Genomic DNA, 22723 nt, shown 5'->3' on the forward strand with positions numbered 1-22723 from the left:
TCCTGCAGGGGCCGGCCGGTCGGGTGAGGTCAGTAGAGCACGCCGTCGAGGATCTCGTAGACGATGCCGGTGCCCACGGCGATCAGCACGATGTCGCCCCCCATGCGTCGCCATTCGTACCCCGGGTACACCGGCAGGCGCGACAGGGCCCGGGGCTCCAGGCGTTCGCCGTAGTAGCCGCGCGGCAGTGGCTGGCCGCGCACTAGGTGGATGCCGGGAGGTGGCGGCGCGCCCCGGACGAAGTAGCCGTGGTTGTCGCGGATGGTCTGGCGCACCGGGCCGAAATCCCGTGGCGGGCCGCCGCGGCGATCATCCCCCGGGCCACGGTGCTCGTTGCCACGGTTGTCCCGATGGCCCTGCTGTGGCCCGCCACGATCATAGCCGCCGCGCTCGTCGGCCATGACCTGCAGCAACGGGCTGGCGCAGAGCATCAGCACCGCGGCACCGGCAATCAGACGTTTGGGCATTTTCATCAGGTATTCCTCGCAACACACACAGCAAAAAGGGGTTCGCCACCTTGGTCGCGAACCCCCGGGTCTTGCTGTTTAGTCTGTGTCTCGAGGCGCTAATTCCTCTGTATCAGGAACTTTACCCTCAGCTGACGCGGGCCTTACGTACGCCCTCGGACAGCGCCGCACACAGGCTCAGCACCCCATCCACCGCTTGCTCGGAAGACTCGGCGCTGGCGATGTGGTCGATGAGCGCCGAGCCCACTACCACGCCGTCCGCCAGGCGAGCGATGGCGGCTGCCTGCTCCGGAGTACGGATGCCGAAACCGATGCTGATGGGCAGGTCGGTGTGGCGACGCAGGCGGGCCACGGCTTCTTCCACGTGTTCCAGGGTGGCGGCACCGGCACCGGTGACCCCGGCCACGGAAACGTAGTAGACGAAACCGGAGCTGCCGTTGAGCACCTTGGGCAGGCGGGCGTCGTCGGTGGTCGGTGTGGTCAGGCGGATGAAATCGATGCCGGCGGTCTGGGCCGGGTCGCACAGTTCGCTGTTATGTTCCGGCGGCATGTCCACCACGATCAGGCCATCGACACCGGCGGCCTTGGCGTCGGCGATGAAGCGCGGCACGCCGTAGTGGTGGATCGGGTTGAAGTAGCCCATGAGCACCAGCGGGGTGTCGCTGTTGCCTTCGCGGAACTCGCGAACCATCTGCAGGGTTTTCGCCAGGTTTTGCTTGGCCCCCAGGGCACGGATGTTGGCCAGCTGGATCGCCGGGCCGTCGGCCATCGGGTCGGTGAAGGGCATGCCCAGTTCGATCACGTCGGCGCCCGCTGCGGGCAGGCCCTTGAGGATCGCCAGGGAGGTGTCGTAGTTCGGGTCGCCGGCGGTGACGAAGGTCACCAGGGCGGCGCGGTTTGCTTCCTTCAGCTCGGCAAAACGGGTTTGCAGGCGGCTCATCAGTGTTTCTCCTGCTGGGACTGTTGCATGTGGTGCATCACGGTTTGCATGTCTTTGTCGCCACGGCCCGAGAGGTTGACCACCATCAGGTGATCCTTGGGCAGGTTCGGTGCGCGCTTGAAGACTTCGGCCAGGGCATGGGCGCTTTCCAGAGCCGGGATGATGCCTTCCAGGCGGCAGCACTGGTGGAACGCGGCCAGGGCTTCGTCGTCGGTCACCGAGGTGTATTCGACGCGGCCGATATCGTGCAACCAGGCGTGTTCCGGGCCGATGCCGGGGTAGTCGAGGCCGGCGGAAATCGAGTGGGCGTCGATGATCTGGCCATCGTCGTCCTGCAGCAGGAAGGTGCGGTTGCCGTGCAGTACGCCGGGTACGCCGCCGTTGAGGCTGGCGGCGTGCTTGCCGGTCTCGATGCCGTAGCCGGCGGCTTCTACGCCGATGATCTCGACGCTCTTGTCGTCAAGGAACGGGTGGAACAGGCCCATGGCGTTGGAACCGCCACCGATGCACGCCACCAGGCTGTCCGGCAGGCGGCCTTCCTGGGCTTGCATCTGCTCGCGGGTCTCCTTACCGATGACCGCCTGGAAGTCGCGGACCATGGCCGGGTACGGGTGCGGGCCGGCGACGGTGCCGATCAGGTAGAAGGTGCTGTCGACGTTGGTCACCCAGTCACGCAGGGCTTCGTTCATCGCGTCCTTCAGGGTGCCGGTGCCGGCCACCACCGGGATCACTTCGGCGCCCAGCAGCTTCATGCGAAATACGTTGGCCTGTTGGCGCTCGATGTCGGTGGTGCCCATGTAGATCACGCAATCCAGGCCAAAACGCGCGGCCACGGTGGCGGTGGCCACGCCATGCATGCCGGCGCCGGTCTCGGCGATGATGCGCTTCTTGCCCATGCGCCGCGCCAGCAGGATCTGGCCGATGCAGTTGTTGATCTTGTGCGCGCCGGTGTGGTTCAGCTCTTCACGCTTGAGGTAGATCCTGGCGCCGCCGCAGTGCTCGGTCAGGCGTTCGGCGAAGTACAGCGGGCTGGGGCGGCCCACGTAATCGCGCTGGAAGTAGGCCAGCTCCTTGAGGAATTCGGGATCCTCCTTGGCCTTTTCGTATTCGCGGGCCAGGTCGAGGATCAGCGGCATCAGGGTTTCGGCCACGTAACGGCCGCCGAATGCGCCGAACAGGCCGTTGTCGTCAGGGCCATTGCGTAATTGGGACTGGGTCATTGCAGCGCTCCCGGGGGAAGTTTGGAGAAAGAAGGCCTGGTGGAAAGACCGCTTCGTAGAAACACAATGGAGCCCACTCTACCCCTGACATCCGATGCTGAAAACCGATAAGATCGCCGCAACCTGTCAGGAAAACTCACAGATAAAATGAGCCGCGACCTGCCTCCCCTGAATGCCCTGCGGGCCTTCGAAGCCACTGCCCGGCTCAATAGCGTCAGCCAGGCGGCCGAACAGCTGCACGTCACCCACGGCGCGGTCAGCCGGCAGTTGAAGGTGCTTGAAGAACACCTGGGGCTGAGCCTTTTCGTCAAGGAAGGCCGTGGCCTTAAACTCACAGATGCCGGCATTCGCCTGCGCGATGCCAGCAGCGAGGCCTTCGAGCGCCTGCGGGATGTCTGCGCCGAGCTGACCCAGGGCAGCGCCGATGCGCCCTTTGTCCTGGGCTGTTCCGGAAGCCTGCTGGCGCGCTGGCTGATCCCGCGCCTGGGGCGCCTGAACGCCGACCTGCCGGACCTGCGCCTGCACCTTTCGGCCGGTGAAGGCGACCTCGACCCCCGGCGCCCGGGCCTGGATGCCTTGCTGGTCTTTGCCGAGCCGCCCTGGCCGGCGGACATGCAGGTCTATGAACTGGCCAGCGAACGCATCGGCCCGGTGCTCAGCCCGCGCTACGCCGGTTATCCACGCCTGCGGCAGGCGCCGGCTGGCGTCCTGGCCAGCGAGGCCCTGCTGCACACTACTTCCCGCCCCCAGGCCTGGCCCAGTTGGGCGCGGCGCAACGACCTGAATCCCGAAACGTTGAAGTACGGGCAGGGTTTCGAGCATCTGTATTATTTGCTGGAGGCGGCCGTGGCGGGCCTGGGGGTGGCAATTGCCCCGCAGCCGCTGGTGGCCGAGGACTTGCTGGCGGGCAGGTTGGTTGCGCCCTGGGGTTTTTCCGACACCCCGGGGCAACTGGCGCTGTGGTTACCCAAGCGCGCCTCGGATGGGCGCGCCCGGCAATTGGCGCAGTGGCTGGAAAACGAACTGCGCCAGCAGCTTTAGTCGCCGCGCTTGCACAGCAGATAGGCGGCCAGCAGGCCGATGGCACCCACGGCAACCCCGGCGGTGGTCCAGGGGTGTTCCTGGGCATAGTCGCGGGTCGCGATCCCGGTTTCACGGGTTTTCACTTTGACTTCTTCATAGGCATCGCTGAGCAGGCTGCGCGAATGCTTCAGCGCGCTTTCGGCATTGCTCTTGAGCGCCTTGAGGGTCTTGCGCGACTCGTCGGACGCATCGTCCTTCAGGCTTTCCAGCGATTTGAGCAGGCTGGAGATCTCGGCTTCCATACTTTCCAGTGAGGCTTTGCGTAACGAGGTGTTGGCCATGTCGGCTCTCCTGCAGGGTGGTGAATGGGCTGTGTAGGTTCCGACTGCGGCGTGTTGGGAAAGTGCAGAAAATCTGAACTTAGCCTTGGGCGCAGGCGCCACAAGTAATAAGAAAAATCACTGCTAGGCTGTAATTCACAGCTAAAAAGGAGAGCGCCATGACTGATCATCACACTTACAAGAAAGTCGAACTGGTGGGTTCGTCGCCGAACAGCATCGAAGATGCGATCAACAACGCGCTGGCGGAAGCGCACAAGAGCATCAAGCACCTGGAATGGTTCGAAGTAACCGAAACCCGGGGCCATATCAAGGACGGCAAAGCGGCGCATTTTCAAGTCACGCTCAAGGTGGGCTTCCGAATTGCCAATAGTTGAAGGCTTGAGCTAGGCTCTGGAACTTGTGCGCTGGCCGAGTGCCATAGGAAATGGCAAAGCGCTACATGTGTCTTGAGCCTCTGTCAGGCAGGCGTCAATGCCGCCTCTTTTGATCCGACCAGGGAATGTGACCGATGAAAAAACTAGTATTAGCTGCTGCTTTGTTGAGTCTTGCGGGAACAGCCCTTGCCGCTGGCAAGCCGTGCGAAGAACTCAAGAGCGAGATTGCCGCCAAGATCGACGCCAACGGCGCCACGCACTATTCGCTGGAAGTGGTGGACAAGGGCGCGGCGGCGGATGGCAAGGTAGTCGGCTCCTGCGAAGCCGGTACCAAGGAAATTGTCTACAAGCGCGGTTGAGCCTTGTGGATGGTCAAAAAAAAGCCGACGCAGAACGTCGGCTTTTTCATGCCTGTCGTTTCAGCCTTTCATTACCTGTGACAGCAGCTCGTAGGAGTGCAGCCGATCGGCGTGTTCGTACAGATCGCAGGTGAAGATCAGCTCATCGGCTCCGGTCTGCTCGATCAGCACCTGCAGCTTGGCGCGGATTTTCGCCGGGCTGCCGACCATCGCCAGGCCGAGGAAGCTGGCGACCGCTTCCTTCTCATGGGGTAGCCACAGGCCGTCCATGCTTTGTACCGGTTTGCGCTGGACCAGGCTCTGGCCACGCATCAGCGCCAGGATGCGCTGGTACACCGAAGTCGCCAGGTAATCGGCCTGTTCGTCGGTGTCGGCTGCCACCAGCGGCACGCCAAGCATCACATAGGGCTTGTCGAGCACCGCCGAAGGCTTGAAGTGGTTGCGGTAGACGCGAATCGCCTCGTGCAGGTAGCGCGGTGCGAAATGCGAGGCGAAGGCGTAAGGCAAGCCCCGTTCCCCGGCCAGTTGTGCACTGAACAGGCTGGAGCCCAGCAGCCATACCGGCACGTTGGTGCCGGTGCCCGGCATGGCGATCACCCGTTGTTCGGGGGTACGCGGGCCCAGGTAGGCCATCAGTTCGGCCACGTCCTCAGGGAAATCGTCGGCGCTGCCGGAACGTTCCCGGCGCAGGGCGCGGGCGGTCATCTGGTCGGAACCCGGGGCGCGGCCCAGTCCCAGGTCGATGCGCCCCGGGTACAGGCTTTCCAGGGTGCCGAACTGTTCGGCGATCACCAGGGGCGCGTGGTTGGGCAGCATGACCCCGCCGGAACCGACACGAATGGTCGAAGTACCGCCCGCCAGGTAGCCGATCAGCACCGAGGTAGCGGAACTGGCGATACCGTCCATGTTGTGGTGCTCGGCGACCCAGAAGCGCGTGTAACCGAGCTTCTCCACATGCTGCGCCAGGTCCAGGGAGTTGCGCAGGGACTGCCCCGGGCTGCCGTTTTCACGCACGGGCACCAGGTCGAGGGTCGAGTATTTAACAGCGGACAGCGGTTTCATAAGCCTGCTTCTCCTTGGGGTGCGCAGGCTTTTGTCATGAGCCAAAACCTGCCGAAGTCTGTAAGTCAGATCTATGCAATGTGGGCATATACCCGAGTTTCAATAGCCTGAGTGAATTTGTCGGGTAAACGGGCATCGGCGACAACGGCTGAACTTTGCCATCGGATCTATCCTCAGAACCCTTAGGCAACAAAAAACATCAGGGTGCGAACTTTCGCACCGGTTCTTGAGGAGAAAGCGATGAGCATCAAAAAGAAAGCCTCGGCGCATTGGGAAGGTGACCTGAAAACCGGCATTGGCTCGATCTCGACCGAAACCGGCGTGTTGCGTGAGGCGCCCTACGGCTTCAAGGCGCGTTTCGAAGGCGGCAAGGGCACCAACCCGGAGGAACTGATTGGCGCGGCCCACGCGGGCTGTTTCTCCATGGCCTTTTCCATGATCCTTGGTGAGGCCGGGCTCAAGGCGGACAGCATCGACACCCAGGCAGAAGTGACCCTGGACCAGGTCGATGGCGGCTTTGCCATTACCGCGGTGCACCTGATCCTCAAGGCGAAGATCCCCGGTGCCAGCCAGCAGCAGTTCGATGAGCTGAGCAAGAAGGCCAAGGAAGGGTGCCCGGTGTCCAAGGTGCTCAACGCCAAGATCAGCCTGGATGCGACGCTGCTGAGTTGAGGCAACTGCTTGGCCGGCAAGCCGGCTCCTGCACCGGTCCGTAGGAGCGGGCATGCCAGCGAATGCGCCTGTGCGGCGGACAAGCACCTGTGGTCGAATACGCGACTGCGGCTTCAGCGCACCCCCGTGTGCACCGCAGCAAGGGAGCTTTAGATCATGAAACGTTTTGCCTTGGCGGTTGTTAGTTGTGCGCTGGCCACATCGGCCCTGGCCGCGCCCAAGCCCTGCGAGGAACTCAAGGCCGAGATCGAAGCCAAGATCCAGGCCCAGGGCGTACCTTCCTACACCCTGGAAATCGTCACCAACGATGAAGTCCACGACAACAACATGGTGGTCGGCAGCTGTGAAAACGGCACCAGGAAGATCATCTATCAGAAGAACGATCGCTGACCCGACTCAGGGCACGCAGTTGATCATGCGCTCCTCGGCGACTATTTCGCGCTGGGCGTTGTACAGCCGTGCGCTGGGGGTGAACCCCAGGTTGCGCGCCTCCAGGCGATAGCGCTGGCCGGCCTGGAAATGGTCGTAGCGCAGGCTCAGGTAACACAGGCGCTCCTGGGGATCGTTGTTCATGCCCATGCCGCCGGCGAACACTTCGAAATCGAAGCGCACCATCAATTCGTGGCTGCCGGGGCTGACTTGGAAGAAGCGCCCGTCGTCCAGGCGCTGGTTGTCCAGGCGTTCGGCCATGACCAGCTTGCCCCCGGGCGTCGGGGTGGCCAGGTCGATCCAGGCCTGTTGCGGATCGACGCCCGGCAGGGGCGTAGTGCAGGCGCTGAGGGTGCCAAGGGCGAGAAACAGTAGAAATGGACGCATGACTGGGGCCGAGTGAGCGAGAGGCCCTCAGCATAGCGCCGTTCAACTGCGCTGGCAGCCTGCCGGCCGGGCTTTGTCGAGCAGGGTGTGCTGCTCGTCGTAGAGCCTGGCCCAGGGGTGGAAACCGATGTTCCCGGCCTGTACCTGGTAGCGCTGGCCGGCACCGAAATCCTTGAATTTCACGTTCAGCTGGCAATCGCGCCACAGCGGCTCGGCGTCTGGCCCGATGTTGCTCGGTTGCACGGCGAACTGGTAGCGCAGGGTCAGTTCATGGCTGCCGGGCTGGACCTGGAAATAGCGCGGATCATCTATGTTCTTGGCGTCCACCTCCAATGCCTGCAGGTGGGTGTCCCGGGGCGGAGCCAGGTCGACCCAGGCCTGGGCCGGGTCGGGGTCGGGCAGGCCGGCGCAACCGCCGAGGGTCAGCAGGCCGGTGGTCAACAGCAACACGCGCATGGCGAAACTCCAGGCTGGCGAGATAGTCTTGCGGACAGACTCTCTGTGGATGATTCGATTTGACTAGGCCGTGTTCAAGCCATGGGTTACTTGATCCTCTTTTACGGTTTTTGTTTCCGGCACTGATGCTTTTGCTGCTCAACGGTTGCAGCAGCATCGGTTATTACAGCCAACTGGCCAGTGGCCAATTGCAGCTGCTGCGAGCCCGTGTGCCGGTGGCGCAAGTCGTCGCCGACCCGAGCCGCGATGCGAGCCTGCGTGCCCATCTGGCCCAGTCGCAGCAGGCACGCCGCTTTGCCAGCGAGCACCTGCACCTGCCGGACAACCGCAGCTATCGGCTGTACGTCGACATCGGGCGGCCCTATGTGGTGTGGAACGTGTTCGCCACCCCGGAGTTTTCCCTGAACCCGCAAACCCACTGCTTTCCCATTGCCGGTTGCGTGGCTTACCGTGGCTATTACAGCCAGGGCGCGGCCCGGGGCGAGGCGGCGTTGCAGCAGTTGAAGGGCATGGACGTGGCGATCGGCGGGGTCGAGGCGTATTCCACCCTGGGCTGGTTCGACGACCCGATCATCAGTTCGATGATGCACTGGGGCGACGAGCGCCTGGCGACCCTGATCTTCCACGAGCTGGCGCACCAGCGCTTCTATGTGAAGGACGACACCGAGTTCAACGAGTCCTACGCCACCTTCGTCGAGCAGGAAGGCACCCGCCAGTGGCGCGCCTATCGCGGGCTGGCGCCATTGAGCGACGGCGAGTTGCGCCAGCGTGACCAGTTCACCCAGCTGGTGCTCGATACCCGCAAGCGCCTGGAGCAGCTATATGCCCTGCCCTTGCCCGCCGAGCAGATGCGCCAGCGCAAGGCCGCAGAGTTCGAGCGCATGCGCAGCGAGTATCGGCAGTTGCGCGACAGTCAGTGGGCCGGTTCCAAACGCTATGACGCCTGGGTCAACGCCCCGCTGAACAACGCCCGGCTGCTGCCCTTCGGCCTGTATGACCAATGGGTGCCGGCGTTTGCCGCCTTGTTCAGGCAGGTGAAGGGGGACTGGCCGGCATTCTTCGCCGCCGTGGAGACGCTGGGACGTTTGCCGGCCGAGGAGCGCAAGGCGGCCCTGATCCGGTTGCAGGACACCGTCGCCCTGGCGCCGGCTCCTGCTTCGGGCCTGTAGCAGCCGGCTTGCCGGCGAAGCCTCTGCCCTAGCGCGGCAAAAACGCCTGGTGCAGCTCGCCCAGGGTCTGGAAGTGATAGGCCGGGGCTTCGGCAGTCAATTCCTCATGGCTGCCAAAGCCATAACCCACCGCCGCCGCATCCAGCCCGTTGCGCCTGGCGCCGATCAGGTCGTGCTTACGGTCGCCGATCATCAATGTGCTGGCAGGGTCGAGTTGCTCCTGCTCCAGCAGATGGGCGATCAGCTCCACCTTGTCGGTGCGGGTGCCGTCCAGTTCGCTGCCGTAGATCACCTTGAAGTGCTTGGCGAAGTCGAAGTGACGGGCGATCTCCCGGGCGAAGACCCAGGGCTTGGAGGTTGCGATGTACAGTTGCCGCCCTTGCCCGCCGAGGGTTTCCAGCAGCGGCGTGACGCCATCGAAGACGCGGTTTTCATACAGGCCGGTGACCTTGAAGCGTTCGCGATAGAAGTTCACCGCTTCCCAGGCCCGGGCCTCGTCGAAGCCGTAGAACTGCATGAAGGCCTGCAACAGCGGCGGGCCGATGAAGTGCTCCAGTTTGCTCAGGTCCGGCTCGTCGATGCCCAGTTTGCCCAGGGCGAACTGGATCGAACGGGTGATGCCCTCGCGAGGGTCGGTGAGGGTGCCGTCGAGGTCGAACAGTACGGTTTGGTAATGCATGGGGATTCCTGGGCTGTGCAAGGGGGGGTCAGGGCCGGTCGTAGCCTTCGGCCAGGTGCAGGTCCTTGAGCTTCACGTAGTTGGCGGCGCTGTAGGTGAAGAAGGCGCGTTCCTTGTCGGTCAGCGGGCGCGCCTGCTTCACCGGGCTACCTACATAGAGAAAGCCGCTTTCCAGGCGCTTGCCCGGTGGCACCAGGCTGCCGGCGCCGACTATCACATCGTCCTCCACCACCGCGCCATCCATGACAATGCTGCCCATGCCGATCAGCACCCGGTTGCCGATGCTGCAACCGTGGAGCATGACCTTGTGGGCGATGGTCACGTCGTCGCCGATCAGCAGCGGGAAGCCGTCGGGGTTGAACGGGCCGGCGTGGGTGATGTGCAGCACGCTGGCGTCCTGCACGCTGGTGCGCGCGCCGATGCGGATGCGGTGCATGTCGCCGCGGATCACGGTCAGCGGCCAGACCGAGCTGTCGGCGCCGATTTCCACGTCGCCGATGACCACCGCCGAGTGGTCGACAAAGGCCCGCTCGCCCAGGTTCGGGGTGTGGTTCTGGTAGCTGCGAATGGCCAAGTGCGAATGCCTCTCTGAGATTTATTAATGGGGGCTATAGCTGCGGTGGGCGTCGATTGTAATTAAGATGGCTCAATGTTTCTTCCAGCCAAGGTGCCCACCGTGAGTGTGAACAACCCTCTTCTGCAGCCCTACGACCTGCCGCCGTTCTCGGCGATCCGCGCCGAGCATGTGCAACCGGCCATCGAACAGATCCTGGCTGACAACCGCGCCGCCATCGCTGACATCCTCAAGACCCAAGCCACCCAGCCGACCTGGGCTGGCCTGGTGCTGGCCATGGACGAGCTCAATGATCGCCTGGGCGCTGCCTGGAGCCCGGTCAGCCACCTCAACGCAGTGTGCAACAGCGCCGAACTGCGTGAAGCCTACGAGGCCTGCCTGCCGGCCCTGAGCGCCTATTCCACGGAAATGGGCCAGAACCGCGAGCTGTTCCAGGCCTTTGACGCCCTGGCCAAGAGCCCGGAAGCCGCCGGTTTCGACGTGGCGCAGAAGACTATCCTCGAACACTCCCTGCGGGACTTCCGCCTGTCGGGCATCGACCTGCCGCCCGAGCAGCAAAAGCGTTATGCCGAGGTGCAGAGCAAGCTTTCCGAGCTGGGCAGCCGGTTCTCCAACCAGCTGCTGGATGCCACCCAGGCCTGGACCAAGCACATCACCGACGAAGCCGCCCTGGCCGGCCTGACCGACTCGGCCAAGGCGCAAATGGCTGCCGCCGCCCAGGCCAAGGACCTGGAAGGCTGGCTGATCACCCTGGAATTCCCCAGCTACTACGCAGTGATGACCTACGCCCAGGACCGTGCCCTGCGCGAAGAAGTCTATGCCGCCTACAGCACCCGCGCGTCGGACCAGGGCCCTAACGCCGGTCAGAACGACAACGGTCCGGTGATGGAAGAAATCCTCGACCTGCGTCAGGAGTTGGCCAAGCTCCTGGGTTTCGCCAGCTTCTCCGAGTTGAGCCTGGCCACCAAGATGGCCGAGTCCAGCGACCAGGTGCTGAGTTTCCTGCGGGACCTGGCCAAGCGCAGCAAGCCGTTTGCCGCCCAGGACCTGGAGCAGCTCAAGGCCTACGCCGCCGAACAGGGTTGCCCCGACCTGCAAAGCTGGGACAGCGGTTTCTACGGCGAGAAGCTGCGTGAGCAGCGCTACAGCGTTTCCCAGGAAGCTCTGCGCGCCTATTTCCCCATCGACAAGGTGCTGAGCGGGCTGTTCGCCATTGTCCAGCGCCTGTACGGCATCGAGATCGCCGAGCAGAAAGGTTTCGATACCTGGCACCCGGACGTGCGCCTGTTCGAGATCAAGGAAAACGGCCAGCACGTCGGCCGCTTCTTCTTCGACCTCTATGCCCGCGCCAACAAGCGCGGCGGTGCCTGGATGGACGGTGCCCGCGATCGCCGTCGCACGCTGGACGGGGTATTGCAAAGCCCGGTAGCCAACCTGGTGTGCAACTTCACCCCGGCGGTCAGCGGCAAGCCGGCCTTGCTGACCCACGATGAAGTCACCACCCTGTTCCACGAATTCGGCCACGGCCTGCACCACCTGCTGACCCGGGTCGAGCACGCCGGAGTGTCCGGGATCAACGGCGTGGCCTGGGACGCCGTCGAGCTGCCGAGCCAGTTCATGGAAAACTGGTGCTGGGAGCCGGAAGGCCTGGCCCTGATCTCCGGCCACTATGAAAGCGGCGAACCGCTGCCCCAGGACCTGCTGCAGAAGATGCTGGCGGCGAAGAACTTCCAGTCCGGGCTGATGATGGTGCGCCAGCTGGAATTTTCCCTGTTCGACTTCGAACTGCACGCCACCCACGGCGACGGCCGCAGCGTGCTGCAAGTGCTGGAAACCGTGCGCGACGAAGTCTCGGTGATGCGCCCGCCGGCCTACAACCGCTTCCCCAACAGCTTCGCGCACATCTTCGCCGGCGGTTACGCCGCGGGGTACTACAGCTACAAGTGGGCGGAAGTGCTGTCGGCCGACGCCTTCTCCAGGTTCGAGGAAGAGGGTGTGCTCAATTCGGCCACCGGGCGTGCGTTCCGCGAGGCGATCCTGGCCCGTGGCGGCTCCCAGGAGCCTATGGTGCTGTTCGTCGATTTCCGCGGACGCGCGCCGTCGATTGACGCACTCTTGCGCCACAGCGGCCTCAGCGAGGACGCGGCAGCATGAGTGACGCACCCGTGAAGACCAAGAAACGCTTTATCGCCGGGGCGGTATGCCCGGCGTGCAGTGAGCAGGACAAGCTGATGATGTGGAGTGAGGACGATGTGCCTCATCGCGAGTGTGTGGCCTGTGGCTACTCCGACACCCTCAACGAACAGGGGCTGTCGGTGCCCAAGGAACTCGGGACCCGGGTCAACAGCGCGACGCCCAAGGTGGCGGACATCAAGGTGCAATCGGTGCAGTTTTTCCCCAACCCCAAGTTGAAGAAAAAGACTGACTGACCCCGCAGTAAAAAGCCGGCTCCCCTCCGGGAGCCGGCTTGCCGGCGAAGCGATTCGCCCCCCTTCTTTCGATCCCTGGGTTTTCGCAAGCAGGCTCGCTCCTACACAGGGTGTGGCGCTCAGTTGCTCAGCGGCCTGGTCGCGCTCACCGTCTCGAACCAGCTCTTCACCGAACAGGTGGCGAATACGCTGGTGCTGCAATCGCCATTGGCCAGGGCGGTGCGCAGTTTGTCGACATCGGCCTGCATCATGTAGCGAATGCCATCCTTGAAGTGGGAACTGTCGCCGTACCCACCCTGGGTCATTTCATTCAGCGCTTCTTCTTTGCTCCAACCCTGGATCACCACCCGGTACATGGCCGACATCAGGCCGGTGCGGTCCGAACCATGCTTGCAGTGCATCAGCACCGGGCCCTGGGCTTCGGCGCTCTGGATCGCGCGCAGGGCCTTGAGCACATCGGCGTCGTCCACATGGTTGGTGCGATAAGGCAACTGCACCTGGTTGATGCCTGGTGCCGACAGCCAGCTGGCGTCGGATTCCGGCAGGAAGTTGATCACCGTTGCCACCTTGAGCTGCTGCAGCAGCGGCACCGCGCCTTTGTCCGGCAGGGCGCTGCGATACAGGGTCGGGGACATCTGGTACAGGTTGTACTGCTTTTCCACTGGCTGCGCCCATTGGTCCGGGCGGCGGGAGGGGGCCTCGGCGGCTTGTACCTGGGGCCCGGCCAGCAGCGCCAGCAACGACAGGCAAAGGGCCGGGATGAAACGAATGCTCGACATGCGCGGGATCACCGATGAGGGGATTCAATGCCGCGCAGTATCGATTTGCCGGGGTCAAAGCCCCGTGAGCCCCCTGTCAAAGAATCGTGAAGCTGATCCGCTTTTTCCGGCGGTTTCTGGTCTTTTTTTCCGCCTGAAACGATTCATTTGGATGCTTAGCCTGCTACCATTTGTAACTAAAGTTTGCTGATGTGTTCATAAAACCGGGTCTTCCCGGCCTTTTGCGTTGCCAAAACACAAAGTCGCGCCATGACGCGGCTGACCAATCCATCAATGCCTGATGAGGTGCACCCATGTCTGATCAAGATCGAGACAACCCGCGGCGTGAGTTTTTGCGTAAATCCCTGACCTTGATCCCTGTGGTCACCGTCGCCAGCACCGGCCTGGGCGGCTCCCTGCTGGCGGCTGCACCTGAAACGGCCATTGCTGCCACACCGGCCACGCCGGGCAAGCAGCCCGCCGGCAGCGGCCAGGGCTATGAGCCGGGCTACTTCACCGCCGAGGAGTGGGCCTTCATCAAGGCCGCGGTGGAACGCCTGATCCCGGCCGACGAAATGGGCCCGGGCGCCCTGGAAGCCGGCGTGCCGGAATACATCGACCGGCAGATGAATACCCCCTACGCCGCTGGCGCCCTGTGGTACATGCAAGGCCCGTTCAAGGCCGACGCCGCACCGGAGATGGGCTGGCAGAGCAAACTGGTGCCCAAGGACATCTATCGCCTGGGCATTGCCGCCACGGATGCGTGGTGCAAAGAGCTCAAGGGGCAAACATTTGCTGCACAAGACAGCGCTACCCGAGACGACTTGCTCAAGCAACTGGAGGCCGGAACCCCGCAGTTCGACGCGGTCCCGGCCAAGCTTTTCTTCAATCTGCTGTTGCAGAACACCAAGGAAGGCTTCTTCAGCGATCCGATCCACGGTGGCAATAAAGGCCTGGTGGGCTGGACCCTGATCGGCTTTCCCGGCGCTCGCGCCGATTTCATGGATTGGGTGGAACGCAACGAGCAATACCCCTTCCCGGCTGTATCGATTCGCGGCGAGAGGGCTTGAGCATGGCAACAGTGATGAAGAAGGTCGACGCAGTGATCGTCGGTTTCGGCTGGACCGGCGCGATCATGGCCAAGGAACTGACCGAGGCCGGGCTCAATGTGCTGGCGCTGGAACGCGGGCCGATGCAGGACACCTACCCGGATGGCAACTATCCCCAGGTGATCGACGAACTCACCTACAGCGTGCGCAAGAAACTCTTCCAGGACATTTCCAAAGAGACGGTGACCATCCGCCACAGCGTCAACGACGTGGCCCTGCCCAACCGGCAACTGGGGGCCTTTCTGCCGGGCAATGGCGTGGGCGGTGCCGGCCTGCACTGGTCCGGGGTGCACTTTCGGGTCGACCCCATCGAGCTGCGCATGCGCAGCCACTACGAAGAACGTTACGGTAAGAACTTCATCCCCAAGGACATGACCATCCAGGACTTCGGCGTCAGCTATGAAGAGCTGGAGCCGTTCTTCGACTACGCGGAAAAGGTCTTCGGCACTTCGGGCCAGGCCTGGACCGTGAAGGGCCAACTGGTGGGCGACGGCAAGGGCGGCAACCCTTATGCGCCGGATCGCTCGGACCACTTCCCGCTGGAATCGCAGAAGAACACCTATTCCGCACAGCTGTTTCAGAAAGCGGCCAATGAGGTGGGCTACAAGCCCTACAACCTGCCGTCGGCCAATACCTCGGGGCCTTACACCAACCCCTATGGCGCACAGATGGGGCCGTGCAACTTTTGCGGCTTCTGCAGCGGCTACGTCTGCTACATGTACTCCAAGGCCTCGCCCAACGTGAACATCCTGCCGGCCCTCAAGCCGCTGCCGAACTTCGAGCTGCGGCCCAACTCCCACGTGCTCAGGGTCAACCTCGATAGCAGCAAGACCCGCGCCACCGGCGTCACCTACGTCGATGGCCAGGGCCGCGAGATCGAGCAGCCGGCGGACCTGGTGATCCTCGGCGCCTTCCAGTTCCACAACGTGCGCCTGATGTTGCTGTCGGGCATCGGCAAGCCCTACGACCCGATTACCGGCGAAGGCGTGGTGGGCAAGAACTTCGCCTACCAGAACATGGCCACCATCAAGGCCTACTTCGACAAGGACGTGCACACCAACAACTTCATCGGCGCCGGCGGCAACGGCGTGGCGGTGGACGACTTCAACGCCGACAACTTCGACCACGGCCCCCACGGCTTTGTCGGCGGCTCGCCGATGTGGGTCAACCAGGCCGGCAGCCGGCCCATCGCCGGCACCTCCAACCCGCCGGGTACCCCGGCCTGGGGCAGTGCCTGGAAGAAAGCCACCGCCGACTACTACACCCATCAGGTCTCCATGGACGCCCACGGAGCGCATCAGTCCTACCGTGGCAACTACCTGGATCTGGACCCGGTGTACCGCGATGCCTACGGCTTGCCCCTGCTGCGGATGACCTTCGACTGGCAGGAAAACGACATCAAGATGAACCGCTTCATGGTGGAGAAAATGGGCAAGATCGCCGAGGCGATGAACCCCAAGGCCATTGCCTTGCTGGGCAAGAAGGTCGGTGAGCACTTCAACACTGCGTCCTACCAGACCACCCACTTGAACGGCGGCGCGATCATGGGCACCGACCCCAGGACCAGCGCCCTGAACCGCTACCTGCAAAGCTGGGACGTGCACAACGTCTTCGTGCCCGGGGCTTCGGCCTTCCCTCAAGGCCTGGGCTACAACCCTACCGGCCTGGTGGCAGCGTTGACCTACTGGTCGGCCCGGGCGATCCGCGAGCAGTACCTGAAAAACCCCGGCCCGCTGGTTCAGGCATAAGGAGCGATGACCATGAAAGCACTCGTTATCGCCACCCTGGCGCTGCTGGGCAGCGCAGCCGCCAATGCTGCCGAAGCGGATCAGCAAGCCCTGGTGCAACAGGGCGAATACCTGGCCCGCGCCGGTGACTGCGTGGCCTGCCATACCGCCAAGGACGGCAAGCCGTTCGCCGGCGGGCTGCCGATGGAGACCCCCATCGGCGTGATCTATTCCACCAACATCACCCCGGACAAGACCGGCATCGGCGACTACAGCTTCGAGGACTTCGACAAAGCCGTGCGCCATGGCGTGGCCAAGGGCGGCAGCACCCTGTACCCGGCCATGCCGTTTCCTTCCTACGCCCGAGTCAGCGACGCCGACATGCAAGCGTTGTATGCCTACTTCATGAAGGGCGTGACACCGGTGGCCCGGGACAACCAGGACAGTGACATTCCCTGGCCCCTGAGCATGCGCTGGCCGTTGTCCATCTGGCGCTGGATGTTCGCCCCGAGCGTGGAGACCCCGGCACCTGCGGCTGGCAGCGATCCGGTGATCAGCCGCGGTGCCTACCTGGTGGAAGGCCTGGGCCACTGCGGCGCCTGCCACACGCCACGGGCCCTGACCATGCAGGAGAAGGCCCTGAGCGCCAGCGATGGCAGCGACTTCCTGTCTGGCAGCGCGCCGCTGGAGGGCTGGATCGCCAAGAGCCTGCGTGGCGATCACAAGGATGGCCTGGGCAGTTGGAGCGAAGAGCAACTGGTGCAGTTCCTCAAGACCGGTCGCAGTGATCGCAGCGCGGTGTTCGGCGGCATGAGCGATGTGGTGGTCCACAGCATGCAGTACATGACCGACGCCGACCTGACGGCGATTGCCCGCTATCTCAAGTCCCTGCCGGCCAATGACCCCAAGGACCAGCCGCACCAGTACGACAAGCAAGTGGCCCAGGCCCTGTGGAACGGTGACGACAGCAAGCCGGGCGCGGCGGTGTACATCGACAACTGCGCGGCCTGCCACCGCACCGACGGCCACGGCTACACCCGGGTGTTTCCGGCGCTGGCGGGCAACCCCGTGCTGCAATCGGCGGATGCCACCTCGCTGATCCATATCGTGCTCAAGGGCGGCACCTTGCCGGCGACCCACAGCGCGCCGTCGACCTTCACCATGCCGGCCTTCGCCTGGCGCCTGTCGGATCAGGAGGTGGCCGATGTGGTCAACTTCATCCGCAGCAGCTGGGGCAACCAGGCATCGGCGGTGAAGCCCGGGGATGTGGCGGCGCTGCGCAACGGCGACTTGCAGAGCACCTCCAACGACGATCTGGGGCAGGTCACCAGCCACTAGCCCCAAGGCCGGCGCTCGCTGCGGGCGCCGGCCCGGGATGGCCGTTCAACCCTGGGTGAAGCGCTGGATGCCCAGGCGGCTTTCCAGTTGATAGCCGGCGATGCAGTCCGCCAGCCCGGCGGTCATCAGGTCTTGCCAGCTTGCGGGGAGCAGGCCGATGCCGTCGTGGCAGGGGCTCCAGCGCACCTCGGCGAACTTCGGGTCCGCTTCATCGAAGGGTTGCTGGCCGTTCACAGTGGCCTTTTCGATGTCCTGGGTACACAGCTCGAATTCGCAGGCTACTCCCCACAACTGCCCGTCGGGGGCCCTGACAATGATCAGGTCGGCACCTTGTTCGTAGCTGGGGAGGTAGGCCTCTGCGGCGTAGAAAATCTTTTCCAGCGTGCCGGGTGTCCTGGGCATGCTTGTGCTCCTGTTCTTTGAGCCTGCCTTATACCCTAACGCCACACGCCCGCAGTAGCCGGCTTGTCGGCCAAGGATGCGGGACGCCTTGTGTCGCACTGGGGAACGTCCGCTGGCAGGGGTGGGTTTCGGTCCGACGGTGCTGGTCAGGTAAATCCGGCTCCATTACTGTATGTGCATACAGTTATGGAGTGCTTCCATGTTCAACCCCCTGCCTCCCCGTGGTCGCGGTACCGCGAGCAATCCGCACAACCGTTTTGCGCCCAATCGTTCGGTGGCCGAGGATGATGGCTGGTACCAGGAAGTGCCGTTGACCCAGGGCACCGAGGTGCGCTTTGAAACGGCCAAGTCGATCATCACCCGCAACAGTTCGCCGGACCTGCCCTTCGACCGCTCCATCAACCCCTATCGCGGTTGCGAGCACGGTTGCATCTATTGCTACGCGCGACCCAGCCACGCCTATTGGGACCTGTCCCCGGGGCTGGATTTCGAAACCAAGCTGATCGCCAAGAGCAACACCGCGGCCTTGCTGGAGCAGCAACTGTCCAAGCCCGGCTATCGCTGCGCACCGATCAACCTGGGGTCCAATACCGATCCCTACCAGCCCATCGAGCGCGAACAGCAGCTGACCCGGCGCACCCTGGAGGTGCTGCTGCGCTATCGACACCCGGTGACCATCGTCACCAAGGGCTCGTTGATCCTCCGGGACCTGGACCTGCTGAGCGAGCTGGCGCGCCAGCGCCTGGTGGCGGTGATGATCAGCCTGACCACTTTGGACGATGAGTTGAAGCGCATTCTCGAGCCCCGGGCGGCGGCGCCCAAGGCGCGCTTGCGGGCCATCCGGGTGATGCGCGGGGCGGGCATCCCGGTGGGCGTGCTGTGTTCGCCGATGATTCCGATGATCAACGACAGCGAGCTGGAAAGCCTGCTCAGCGAGGCCCATGCCGCGGGGGCGCAGAGCGCGGCCTACATGATGCTGCGCCTGCCCCTGGAAGTGGCGCCGCTGTTCGAGGAGTGGCTGGCGGCGCATTACCCGCAAAGGGCGGCCCATGTGCTCAGCCTGATCCGCCAGAGCCGTGGCGGTGAGCTCTACGACAGCCGTTTTGGTGCCCGCATGCGCGGTGAAGGGCCCTTCGCCGACCTGCTGGCCCAGCGTTTTGCCAAGGCGCTCAAGCGTCTGGGGCTCAACCGTCGCGAGGGTTTCGATCTCGACTGTTCAGCCTTCTGTCCGCCGGGCGGGCAGATGTCGTTGTTGTGAGCGGCATTGGCCTATCGTTGAGTAGTGGGCGCAGCGTTCCCCAGGTACTCTGGTCGCCTTTTGCCATCGCTCATAGTGGCGTTCTAGAGCCTTCCGTTCAGTTTGAGTTAAGTATTCATGGCTACCTTGTTCATCGAGTGACCTATGGGTCGCCGCCAGCGGGTCGGTGGTTTTTTTATCGATGGCTGGCGTCGTGCCGGATATTTCTGGAAAATTCACCAAATCCGACAGAGAGGATGAATCATGAGTGACAAGGATAAACAGCCGTTGGCTGCGTCGGCTCCGGCACCCACAGAAGTCGCCGAGACCGCCGATGCAGCGCTGCAGCACATCGTTGACGGCTTTTTGCATTTTCATCATGAAGTCTTCCCGCAGCAGGAAGAGCTGTTCAAGAAACTCGCCACCGCTCAGCGGCCGCGGGCGATGTTCATTGCCTGCGCCGACTCGCGCATCGTTCCCGAGCTGATCACCCAAAGCTCCCCGGGCGATCTGTTCGTGACCCGCAACGTGGGCAACGTGGTGCCGCCCTACGGGCAGATGAACGGTGGTGTTTCCACGGCGATCGAGTACGCGGTGCTGGCCCTGGGGGTGCATCACATCATCGTCTGCGGGCACTCGGATTGCGGCGCCATGCGCGCGGTACTCAACCCGCAGAGCCTGGAGAAAATGCCCACGGTCAAGGCCTGGCTGCGCCACGCCGAAGTGGCGCGGACCATGGTCCACGAGAACTGCGATTGCGCCGACGAATCCTCCAGCATGCATGTGCTGACCGAAGAGAACGTCATTGCTCAACTGCAGCACCTGCGCACCCATCCTTCCGTGGCCTCGCGCATGGCCAACGGCCAGTTGTTCATCCATGGCTGGGTCTATGACATCGAGACCAGCTCGATCAAGGCCTACGACGCCGACAAGGGGTGTTTCCTGCCTCTGGATGGCAGCCACCCGATCCCGGTAGCGACGCCCAAAGCGCGTTTCTGATCCCACCTCAATCCCCCTGAGTGGTTGTAGCCAGGGCTGCCATCTGGCGGCCCGGCTTTGCCACGCCTGAAGAAAAGTCGGGAGAACTGTCATGCGTGCAGCACAGTTGAAAAGTGTCCTGCCACGGGAGCTGCTGGCTTCGGTGGTGGTGTTTCTGGTGGCCCTGCCCCTGTGCATGGGGATCGCCATTGCCTCGGGCCTGCCGCCGGCCAAGGGCCTGATCACCGGGATCATCGGTGGCCTGGTGGTGGGCTGGCTGGCGGGCTCGCCCTTGCAGGTCAGCGGGCCGGCGGCCGGGCTGGCGGTGCTGGTGTTCGAGCTGGTGCGCCAGCATGGGGTGACCATGCTCGGGCCGATCCTGCTGCTGGCCGGGCTGCTGCAATTGCTGGCCGGGCGCCTGCGCCTGGGTTGCTGGTTCCGGGTCACGGCGCCAGCGGTGGTCTACGGCATGCTGGCGGGCATCGGCGTGCTGATCGTGCTGTCCCAGGTGCATGTGATGCTCGATGCCGCGCCCCAGGCCTCGGGCCTGGATAACCTTGTGGGCTTTCCCCAGGCTCTGGCGCAGGCCTTGCCGAGCCTGGGGTGGCAGGCTGGCTTGCTGGGGTTGGCGACTATCGCGGTGATGTGGGGCTGGGACAAGTGGCGGCCCCAGGCGCTGCGGTTCATCCCCGGTGCCCTGCTCGGTGTCGGGCTGGCGACCCTGGCCAGCCTGCTGCTGGCGCTGCCGGTGAAGCGCGTCGAGGTGCCGGCCAACCTGGCCGAGGCCATCGACTGGCTGCGCCCCGCCGACCTGCTCAACCTGGCGGACCCCAACCTGCTGATCGCCGCCTTCGCCGTGGCCTTTATCGCCAGTGCCGAAACCCTGCTCTCCGCCGCCGCGGTGGATCGCATGCACAGCGGCCAGCGCTCGGACTTCGACCGTGAACTGTCGGCCCAGGGCGTGGGCAACATGCTCTGCGGTCTGCTGGGTGCCCTGCCCATGACCGGTGTCATCGTGCGCAGCTCGGCCAATGTCCAGGCCGGGGCCCAGACCCGTTATTCGACGATTTTCCATGGCCTGTGGCTGCTGGGTTTCGTGCTGGTGCTGTCCAGCGTGCTGCAGAGCATTCCGGTGGCGAGCCTGGCGGGGGTGCTGGTCTACACCGGCTTCAAGCTGGTGGACCTCAAGGTCTTTCGCGGCCTGGGGCGCTACGGGCGCATGCCGATGCTGACTTACGCGGTGACGGCCCTGGCGATTGTCTTCAGCGACCTGCTGACCGGGGTACTGATCGGCTTTGCCCTGACCCTGGCCAAGCTGGCGTTCAAGGCGTCGCGCTTGAAGATCAGCCTGATCGACCTGGCAGAGGAAGGCGAGATGGAGTTGCGTCTGGTCGGCGCTGCGACCTTTCTCAAGGTGCCGGCCCTGACTCGGGTGCTGGCGACGATTCCCCCGGTCACCACTGTGCATGTGCCCCTCAGCAACCTCAGTTATATCGACCATGCGTGCCTGGAGTTGCTGGAAGACTGGAATCGGGCCAACAGTGCCAAGGGCTCGCGGCTGATGATCGAAACGCGGGGCTTGAAGCGGCGCCTGGAGGGCCGGTTGACCACCACCAGCGGCGTGGGGGCGGCTGCGGCGAGAGGTTGAATCGCCGGGTGGGCGGGAGGGGCTTGGGTGAGCCAGGCCCTTCGCCACAAGGCTCGCTGCGAGCCTTGCTGGCGAGGAATGGGTCAGGCGGCGGGCTGGTCGAGTTCCAGTTCCACGCCCAGTTGGCGTGACAGGCAAGGCCAGCGTTTCCAGGCGGCCTCGGTGTCCGGGCTGCTGAGTTTCTCGCGGTAGGCTTCCACCGACTCCAGGGCGAAGCTTTCTTCGTCGAGCATGGCGTCGACGGCGTGGTGCACCGCTTCGTCCAACTGGTTGGCGAAGGTTTCGCCGATCAGTTGGTGGGCGATGAGGTTGGCGACAGTCATGTCCAGGGGGATCAGCGGACGGCCGAAATGCTTGATGTACAGGTCGTTGACCTCTTCCACCAGACGGTGGGCCAGATAGGCTTCATCCAGCAGGCCGTCGAGGCCGACGTGGCCATCCATGATGGCCGGCGGCTGGAGGAAGAATTGCTCGGCGATCTTCAGCACCGGCTTGATCTGCGACTCGATGCCGGCTTCCCGGGCTACAGAGTTGGCGGCGTCCAGAAGGTCTGGAACCTGGTCGATATAGGCGCTGACAAAACGGGTCATGACGCCCTTGGCGTCGACTTCGGGCAGCTGGATGGCGGGGTGCAGGTGAGGCAATTGGCTCTCCAACTGACGGGTCAGGAGGCCGGTACTGGCTTCGTGCTGCTGGGCCAGTTTGATCTGCTCGCGCAATGCGGCGGTGTTCATGAAAACTCCAGGGAACAAGGGCAATTGAATAGGGAGAACATAAGTTAGCCTGCTTACAAAAGCGCTTAAGACGCATTTGTCATAATTATTTCATGCTTAGTCACCACGGTTATATCGTTTCGCCATCCAGGGCACTCGATCCCTTTCCCGCCGTGGCCTGCAAACCTCCTTATTAGTGTTTCAGCTGATTTACGCCCTCGCGTTGCGAGGT

The 22723-nt window shown here is 63.6% G+C and carries 26 protein-coding genes; 14 read left to right on the forward strand and 12 right to left on the reverse strand.

The window, feature by feature from the left end; all coding sequences use genetic code 11:
* Positions 1 to 29 precede the first annotated feature (29 nt).
* From AC1RL5_RS13255 to trpB, 3 genes are all read right to left on the reverse strand, one after another.
* Positions 30 to 473, reverse strand: coding sequence for an anti-virulence regulator CigR family protein (locus AC1RL5_RS13255; protein ID WP_072451936.1), 444 nt, complete (start codon positions 471 to 473; stop codon positions 30 to 32).
* Positions 474 to 594: 121 nt separating this feature from the next.
* Positions 595 to 1407: a tryptophan synthase subunit alpha gene (trpA, locus tag AC1RL5_RS13260; RefSeq protein ID WP_072451937.1), complete on the reverse strand. Its 813-nt coding sequence runs from the start codon at positions 1405 to 1407 to the stop codon at positions 595 to 597.
* Positions 1407 to 2627 carry a tryptophan synthase subunit beta gene (trpB, locus tag AC1RL5_RS13265; RefSeq protein ID WP_072451938.1) on the reverse strand — a complete coding sequence of 407 codons (1221 nt, stop codon included), beginning with the start codon at positions 2625 to 2627 and terminating at the stop codon, positions 1407 to 1409. Before trpB ends, trpA begins: the two co-directional genes overlap by 1 nt.
* 147 nt (positions 2628 to 2774) lie before the next feature.
* Here trpB and AC1RL5_RS13270 point away from each other — a divergent pair, with 147 nt between their 5' ends.
* Positions 2775 to 3668 (forward strand): LysR family transcriptional regulator, encoded by an 894-nt coding sequence (locus AC1RL5_RS13270; RefSeq protein ID WP_072451939.1) that lies wholly within the window; start codon positions 2775 to 2777, stop codon positions 3666 to 3668.
* On the opposite strand, the gene AC1RL5_RS13275 is transcribed toward AC1RL5_RS13270, so the two are convergent.
* Positions 3665 to 3991: an ElaB/YgaM/YqjD family protein gene (locus tag AC1RL5_RS13275; RefSeq protein ID WP_011058428.1), complete on the reverse strand. Its 327-nt coding sequence runs from the start codon at positions 3989 to 3991 to the stop codon at positions 3665 to 3667. The two genes, AC1RL5_RS13270 and AC1RL5_RS13275, sit on opposite strands and share 4 nt — an antisense overlap.
* A gap of 158 nt (positions 3992 to 4149) precedes the next feature.
* On the opposite strand from AC1RL5_RS13275, the gene AC1RL5_RS13280 reads away from it, so the two are divergent.
* Positions 4150 to 4365, forward strand: coding sequence for a dodecin (locus tag AC1RL5_RS13280; RefSeq protein ID WP_011058429.1), 216 nt, complete (start codon positions 4150 to 4152; stop codon positions 4363 to 4365).
* A 134-nt stretch (positions 4366 to 4499) separates the two neighbouring features.
* Complete coding sequence (locus tag AC1RL5_RS13285) at positions 4500 to 4724, forward strand: DUF1161 domain-containing protein (RefSeq protein ID WP_011058430.1); 225 nt, start codon at positions 4500 to 4502, stop codon at positions 4722 to 4724.
* Between the two features lie 60 nt (positions 4725 to 4784).
* On the opposite strand, the gene AC1RL5_RS13290 is transcribed toward AC1RL5_RS13285, so the two are convergent.
* Entirely contained in the window at positions 4785 to 5786 is a 1002-nt protein-coding gene (locus tag AC1RL5_RS13290) for an LLM class flavin-dependent oxidoreductase (RefSeq protein ID WP_015633630.1), read from the reverse strand.
* 240 nt (positions 5787 to 6026) lie between these two features.
* On the opposite strand from AC1RL5_RS13290, the gene AC1RL5_RS13295 reads away from it, so the two are divergent.
* Complete coding sequence (locus tag AC1RL5_RS13295) at positions 6027 to 6458, forward strand: OsmC family protein (RefSeq protein WP_011058432.1); 432 nt, start codon at positions 6027 to 6029, stop codon at positions 6456 to 6458.
* Between the two features lie 156 nt (positions 6459 to 6614).
* Complete coding sequence (locus tag AC1RL5_RS13300; RefSeq protein WP_011058433.1) at positions 6615 to 6848, forward strand: DUF1161 domain-containing protein; 234 nt, start codon at positions 6615 to 6617, stop codon at positions 6846 to 6848.
* 6 nt (positions 6849 to 6854) lie between these two features.
* On the opposite strand, the gene AC1RL5_RS13305 is transcribed toward AC1RL5_RS13300, so the two are convergent.
* Both AC1RL5_RS13305 and AC1RL5_RS13310 read right to left on the reverse strand, forming a co-directional pair.
* Positions 6855 to 7274: a PA0061/PA0062 family lipoprotein gene (locus AC1RL5_RS13305; protein WP_011058434.1), complete on the reverse strand. Its 420-nt coding sequence runs from the start codon at positions 7272 to 7274 to the stop codon at positions 6855 to 6857.
* Between the two features lie 42 nt (positions 7275 to 7316).
* Positions 7317 to 7730, reverse strand: a complete 414-nt coding sequence (locus AC1RL5_RS13310; RefSeq protein WP_011058435.1) for a PA0061/PA0062 family lipoprotein — start codon at positions 7728 to 7730, stop codon at positions 7317 to 7319.
* A gap of 59 nt (positions 7731 to 7789) precedes the next feature.
* On the opposite strand from AC1RL5_RS13310, the gene AC1RL5_RS13315 reads away from it, so the two are divergent.
* Complete coding sequence (locus tag AC1RL5_RS13315) at positions 7790 to 8899, forward strand: aminopeptidase (RefSeq protein WP_103407967.1); 1110 nt, start codon at positions 7790 to 7792, stop codon at positions 8897 to 8899.
* Positions 8900 to 8927: 28 nt separating this feature from the next.
* Here AC1RL5_RS13315 and AC1RL5_RS13320 read toward each other — a convergent pair whose 3' ends face one another.
* Complete coding sequence (locus AC1RL5_RS13320; protein ID WP_011058437.1) at positions 8928 to 9578, reverse strand: HAD family hydrolase; 651 nt, start codon at positions 9576 to 9578, stop codon at positions 8928 to 8930.
* Between the two features lie 28 nt (positions 9579 to 9606).
* Positions 9607 to 10152, reverse strand: coding sequence for a gamma carbonic anhydrase family protein (locus AC1RL5_RS13325; protein ID WP_011058438.1), 546 nt, complete (start codon positions 10150 to 10152; stop codon positions 9607 to 9609).
* A gap of 75 nt (positions 10153 to 10227) precedes the next feature.
* Between AC1RL5_RS13325 and prlC the strand changes: the two genes are divergently transcribed.
* Both prlC and AC1RL5_RS13335 read left to right on the forward strand, forming a co-directional pair.
* Positions 10228 to 12306 (forward strand): oligopeptidase A, encoded by a 2079-nt coding sequence (gene prlC / locus AC1RL5_RS13330; protein ID WP_019095604.1) that lies wholly within the window; start codon positions 10228 to 10230, stop codon positions 12304 to 12306.
* Positions 12303 to 12581 (forward strand): YheV family putative zinc ribbon protein, encoded by a 279-nt coding sequence (locus tag AC1RL5_RS13335; RefSeq protein ID WP_011058440.1) that lies wholly within the window; start codon positions 12303 to 12305, stop codon positions 12579 to 12581. The genes prlC and AC1RL5_RS13335 overlap by 4 nt, the downstream gene beginning before the upstream one ends.
* Before the next feature lie 119 nt (positions 12582 to 12700).
* Here AC1RL5_RS13335 and AC1RL5_RS13340 read toward each other — a convergent pair whose 3' ends face one another.
* Positions 12701 to 13360: a phosphatase domain-containing protein gene (locus tag AC1RL5_RS13340; RefSeq protein ID WP_207239481.1), complete on the reverse strand. Its 660-nt coding sequence runs from the start codon at positions 13358 to 13360 to the stop codon at positions 12701 to 12703.
* Positions 13361 to 13653: 293 nt separating this feature from the next.
* Between AC1RL5_RS13340 and AC1RL5_RS13345 the strand changes: the two genes are divergently transcribed.
* Genes AC1RL5_RS13345 through AC1RL5_RS13355 form a run of 3 tightly spaced genes read left to right on the forward strand, consistent with a single transcriptional unit; the run spans position 13654 to position 17513 of the window.
* On the forward strand, positions 13654 to 14409 hold the full coding sequence (locus AC1RL5_RS13345; RefSeq protein WP_072451942.1) for a gluconate 2-dehydrogenase subunit 3 family protein: 756 nt from the start codon (positions 13654 to 13656) through the stop codon (positions 14407 to 14409).
* Between the two features lie 2 nt (positions 14410 to 14411).
* Positions 14412 to 16196, forward strand: coding sequence for a GMC family oxidoreductase (locus tag AC1RL5_RS13350; RefSeq protein ID WP_019095987.1), 1785 nt, complete (start codon positions 14412 to 14414; stop codon positions 16194 to 16196).
* A gap of 12 nt (positions 16197 to 16208) precedes the next feature.
* Positions 16209 to 17513 (forward strand): cytochrome c, encoded by a 1305-nt coding sequence (locus AC1RL5_RS13355; RefSeq protein WP_072451943.1) that lies wholly within the window; start codon positions 16209 to 16211, stop codon positions 17511 to 17513.
* A gap of 45 nt (positions 17514 to 17558) precedes the next feature.
* On the opposite strand, the gene AC1RL5_RS13360 is transcribed toward AC1RL5_RS13355, so the two are convergent.
* Complete coding sequence (locus AC1RL5_RS13360; protein ID WP_065364963.1) at positions 17559 to 17915, reverse strand: hypothetical protein; 357 nt, start codon at positions 17913 to 17915, stop codon at positions 17559 to 17561.
* Between the two features lie 199 nt (positions 17916 to 18114).
* Between AC1RL5_RS13360 and AC1RL5_RS13365 the strand changes: the two genes are divergently transcribed.
* The 3 genes from AC1RL5_RS13365 (at position 18115) to AC1RL5_RS13375 (ending at position 21778) form a co-directional block, all read left to right on the forward strand.
* Positions 18115 to 19173: a PA0069 family radical SAM protein gene (locus AC1RL5_RS13365; protein ID WP_011058445.1), complete on the forward strand. Its 1059-nt coding sequence runs from the start codon at positions 18115 to 18117 to the stop codon at positions 19171 to 19173.
* A 243-nt stretch (positions 19174 to 19416) separates the two neighbouring features.
* Positions 19417 to 20151, forward strand: a complete 735-nt coding sequence (locus AC1RL5_RS13370; RefSeq protein WP_011058446.1) for a carbonic anhydrase — start codon at positions 19417 to 19419, stop codon at positions 20149 to 20151.
* A gap of 91 nt (positions 20152 to 20242) precedes the next feature.
* Positions 20243 to 21778, forward strand: coding sequence for a SulP family inorganic anion transporter (locus tag AC1RL5_RS13375; RefSeq protein ID WP_207239480.1), 1536 nt, complete (start codon positions 20243 to 20245; stop codon positions 21776 to 21778).
* An 83-nt stretch (positions 21779 to 21861) separates the two neighbouring features.
* On the opposite strand, the gene AC1RL5_RS13380 is transcribed toward AC1RL5_RS13375, so the two are convergent.
* Positions 21862 to 22512 carry a hypothetical protein gene (locus AC1RL5_RS13380; RefSeq protein ID WP_015633641.1) on the reverse strand — a complete coding sequence of 217 codons (651 nt, stop codon included), beginning with the start codon at positions 22510 to 22512 and terminating at the stop codon, positions 21862 to 21864.
* Between the last annotated feature and the right edge of the window lie 211 nt (positions 22513 to 22723).

Source organism: Pseudomonas sp. GW822-FHT06D10 (genome assembly GCF_058799535.1).

Bases quoted from the DNA above. Each gene is read 5' to 3' on its own strand.
- AC1RL5_RS13255 (WP_072451936.1), bottom strand. From the start codon at position 473: ATGAAAATGCCCAAACGTCTGATTGCCGGTGCCGCGGTGCTGATGCTC.
- trpA (WP_072451937.1), bottom strand. From the start codon at position 1,407: ATGAGCCGCCTGCAAACCCGTTTTGCCGAGCTGAAGGAAGCAAACCGC.
- trpB (WP_072451938.1), bottom strand. From the start codon at position 2,627: ATGACCCAGTCCCAATTACGCAATGGCCCTGACGACAACGGCCTGTTC.
- AC1RL5_RS13270 (WP_072451939.1), top strand. From the start codon at position 2,775: ATGAGCCGCGACCTGCCTCCCCTGAATGCCCTGCGGGCCTTCGAAGCC.
- AC1RL5_RS13275 (WP_011058428.1), bottom strand. From the start codon at position 3,991: ATGGCCAACACCTCGTTACGCAAAGCCTCACTGGAAAGTATGGAAGCC.
- AC1RL5_RS13280 (WP_011058429.1), top strand. From the start codon at position 4,150: ATGACTGATCATCACACTTACAAGAAAGTCGAACTGGTGGGTTCGTCG.
- AC1RL5_RS13285 (WP_011058430.1), top strand. From the start codon at position 4,500: ATGAAAAAACTAGTATTAGCTGCTGCTTTGTTGAGTCTTGCGGGAACA.
- AC1RL5_RS13290 (WP_015633630.1), bottom strand. From the start codon at position 5,786: ATGAAACCGCTGTCCGCTGTTAAATACTCGACCCTCGACCTGGTGCCC.
- AC1RL5_RS13295 (WP_011058432.1), top strand. From the start codon at position 6,027: ATGAGCATCAAAAAGAAAGCCTCGGCGCATTGGGAAGGTGACCTGAAA.
- AC1RL5_RS13300 (WP_011058433.1), top strand. From the start codon at position 6,615: ATGAAACGTTTTGCCTTGGCGGTTGTTAGTTGTGCGCTGGCCACATCG.
- AC1RL5_RS13305 (WP_011058434.1), bottom strand. From the start codon at position 7,274: ATGCGTCCATTTCTACTGTTTCTCGCCCTTGGCACCCTCAGCGCCTGC.
- AC1RL5_RS13310 (WP_011058435.1), bottom strand. From the start codon at position 7,730: ATGCGCGTGTTGCTGTTGACCACCGGCCTGCTGACCCTCGGCGGTTGC.
- AC1RL5_RS13320 (WP_011058437.1), bottom strand. From the start codon at position 9,578: ATGCATTACCAAACCGTACTGTTCGACCTCGACGGCACCCTCACCGAC.
- prlC (WP_019095604.1), top strand. From the start codon at position 10,228: ATGTTTCTTCCAGCCAAGGTGCCCACCGTGAGTGTGAACAACCCTCTT.
- AC1RL5_RS13335 (WP_011058440.1), top strand. From the start codon at position 12,303: ATGAGTGACGCACCCGTGAAGACCAAGAAACGCTTTATCGCCGGGGCG.
- AC1RL5_RS13340 (WP_207239481.1), bottom strand. From the start codon at position 13,360: ATGTCGAGCATTCGTTTCATCCCGGCCCTTTGCCTGTCGTTGCTGGCG.
- AC1RL5_RS13345 (WP_072451942.1), top strand. From the start codon at position 13,654: ATGTCTGATCAAGATCGAGACAACCCGCGGCGTGAGTTTTTGCGTAAA.
- AC1RL5_RS13350 (WP_019095987.1), top strand. From the start codon at position 14,412: ATGGCAACAGTGATGAAGAAGGTCGACGCAGTGATCGTCGGTTTCGGC.
- AC1RL5_RS13355 (WP_072451943.1), top strand. From the start codon at position 16,209: ATGAAAGCACTCGTTATCGCCACCCTGGCGCTGCTGGGCAGCGCAGCC.
- AC1RL5_RS13360 (WP_065364963.1), bottom strand. From the start codon at position 17,915: ATGCCCAGGACACCCGGCACGCTGGAAAAGATTTTCTACGCCGCAGAG.
- AC1RL5_RS13365 (WP_011058445.1), top strand. From the start codon at position 18,115: ATGTTCAACCCCCTGCCTCCCCGTGGTCGCGGTACCGCGAGCAATCCG.
- AC1RL5_RS13370 (WP_011058446.1), top strand. From the start codon at position 19,417: ATGAGTGACAAGGATAAACAGCCGTTGGCTGCGTCGGCTCCGGCACCC.
- AC1RL5_RS13375 (WP_207239480.1), top strand. From the start codon at position 20,243: ATGCGTGCAGCACAGTTGAAAAGTGTCCTGCCACGGGAGCTGCTGGCT.
- AC1RL5_RS13380 (WP_015633641.1), bottom strand. From the start codon at position 22,512: ATGAACACCGCCGCATTGCGCGAGCAGATCAAACTGGCCCAGCAGCAC.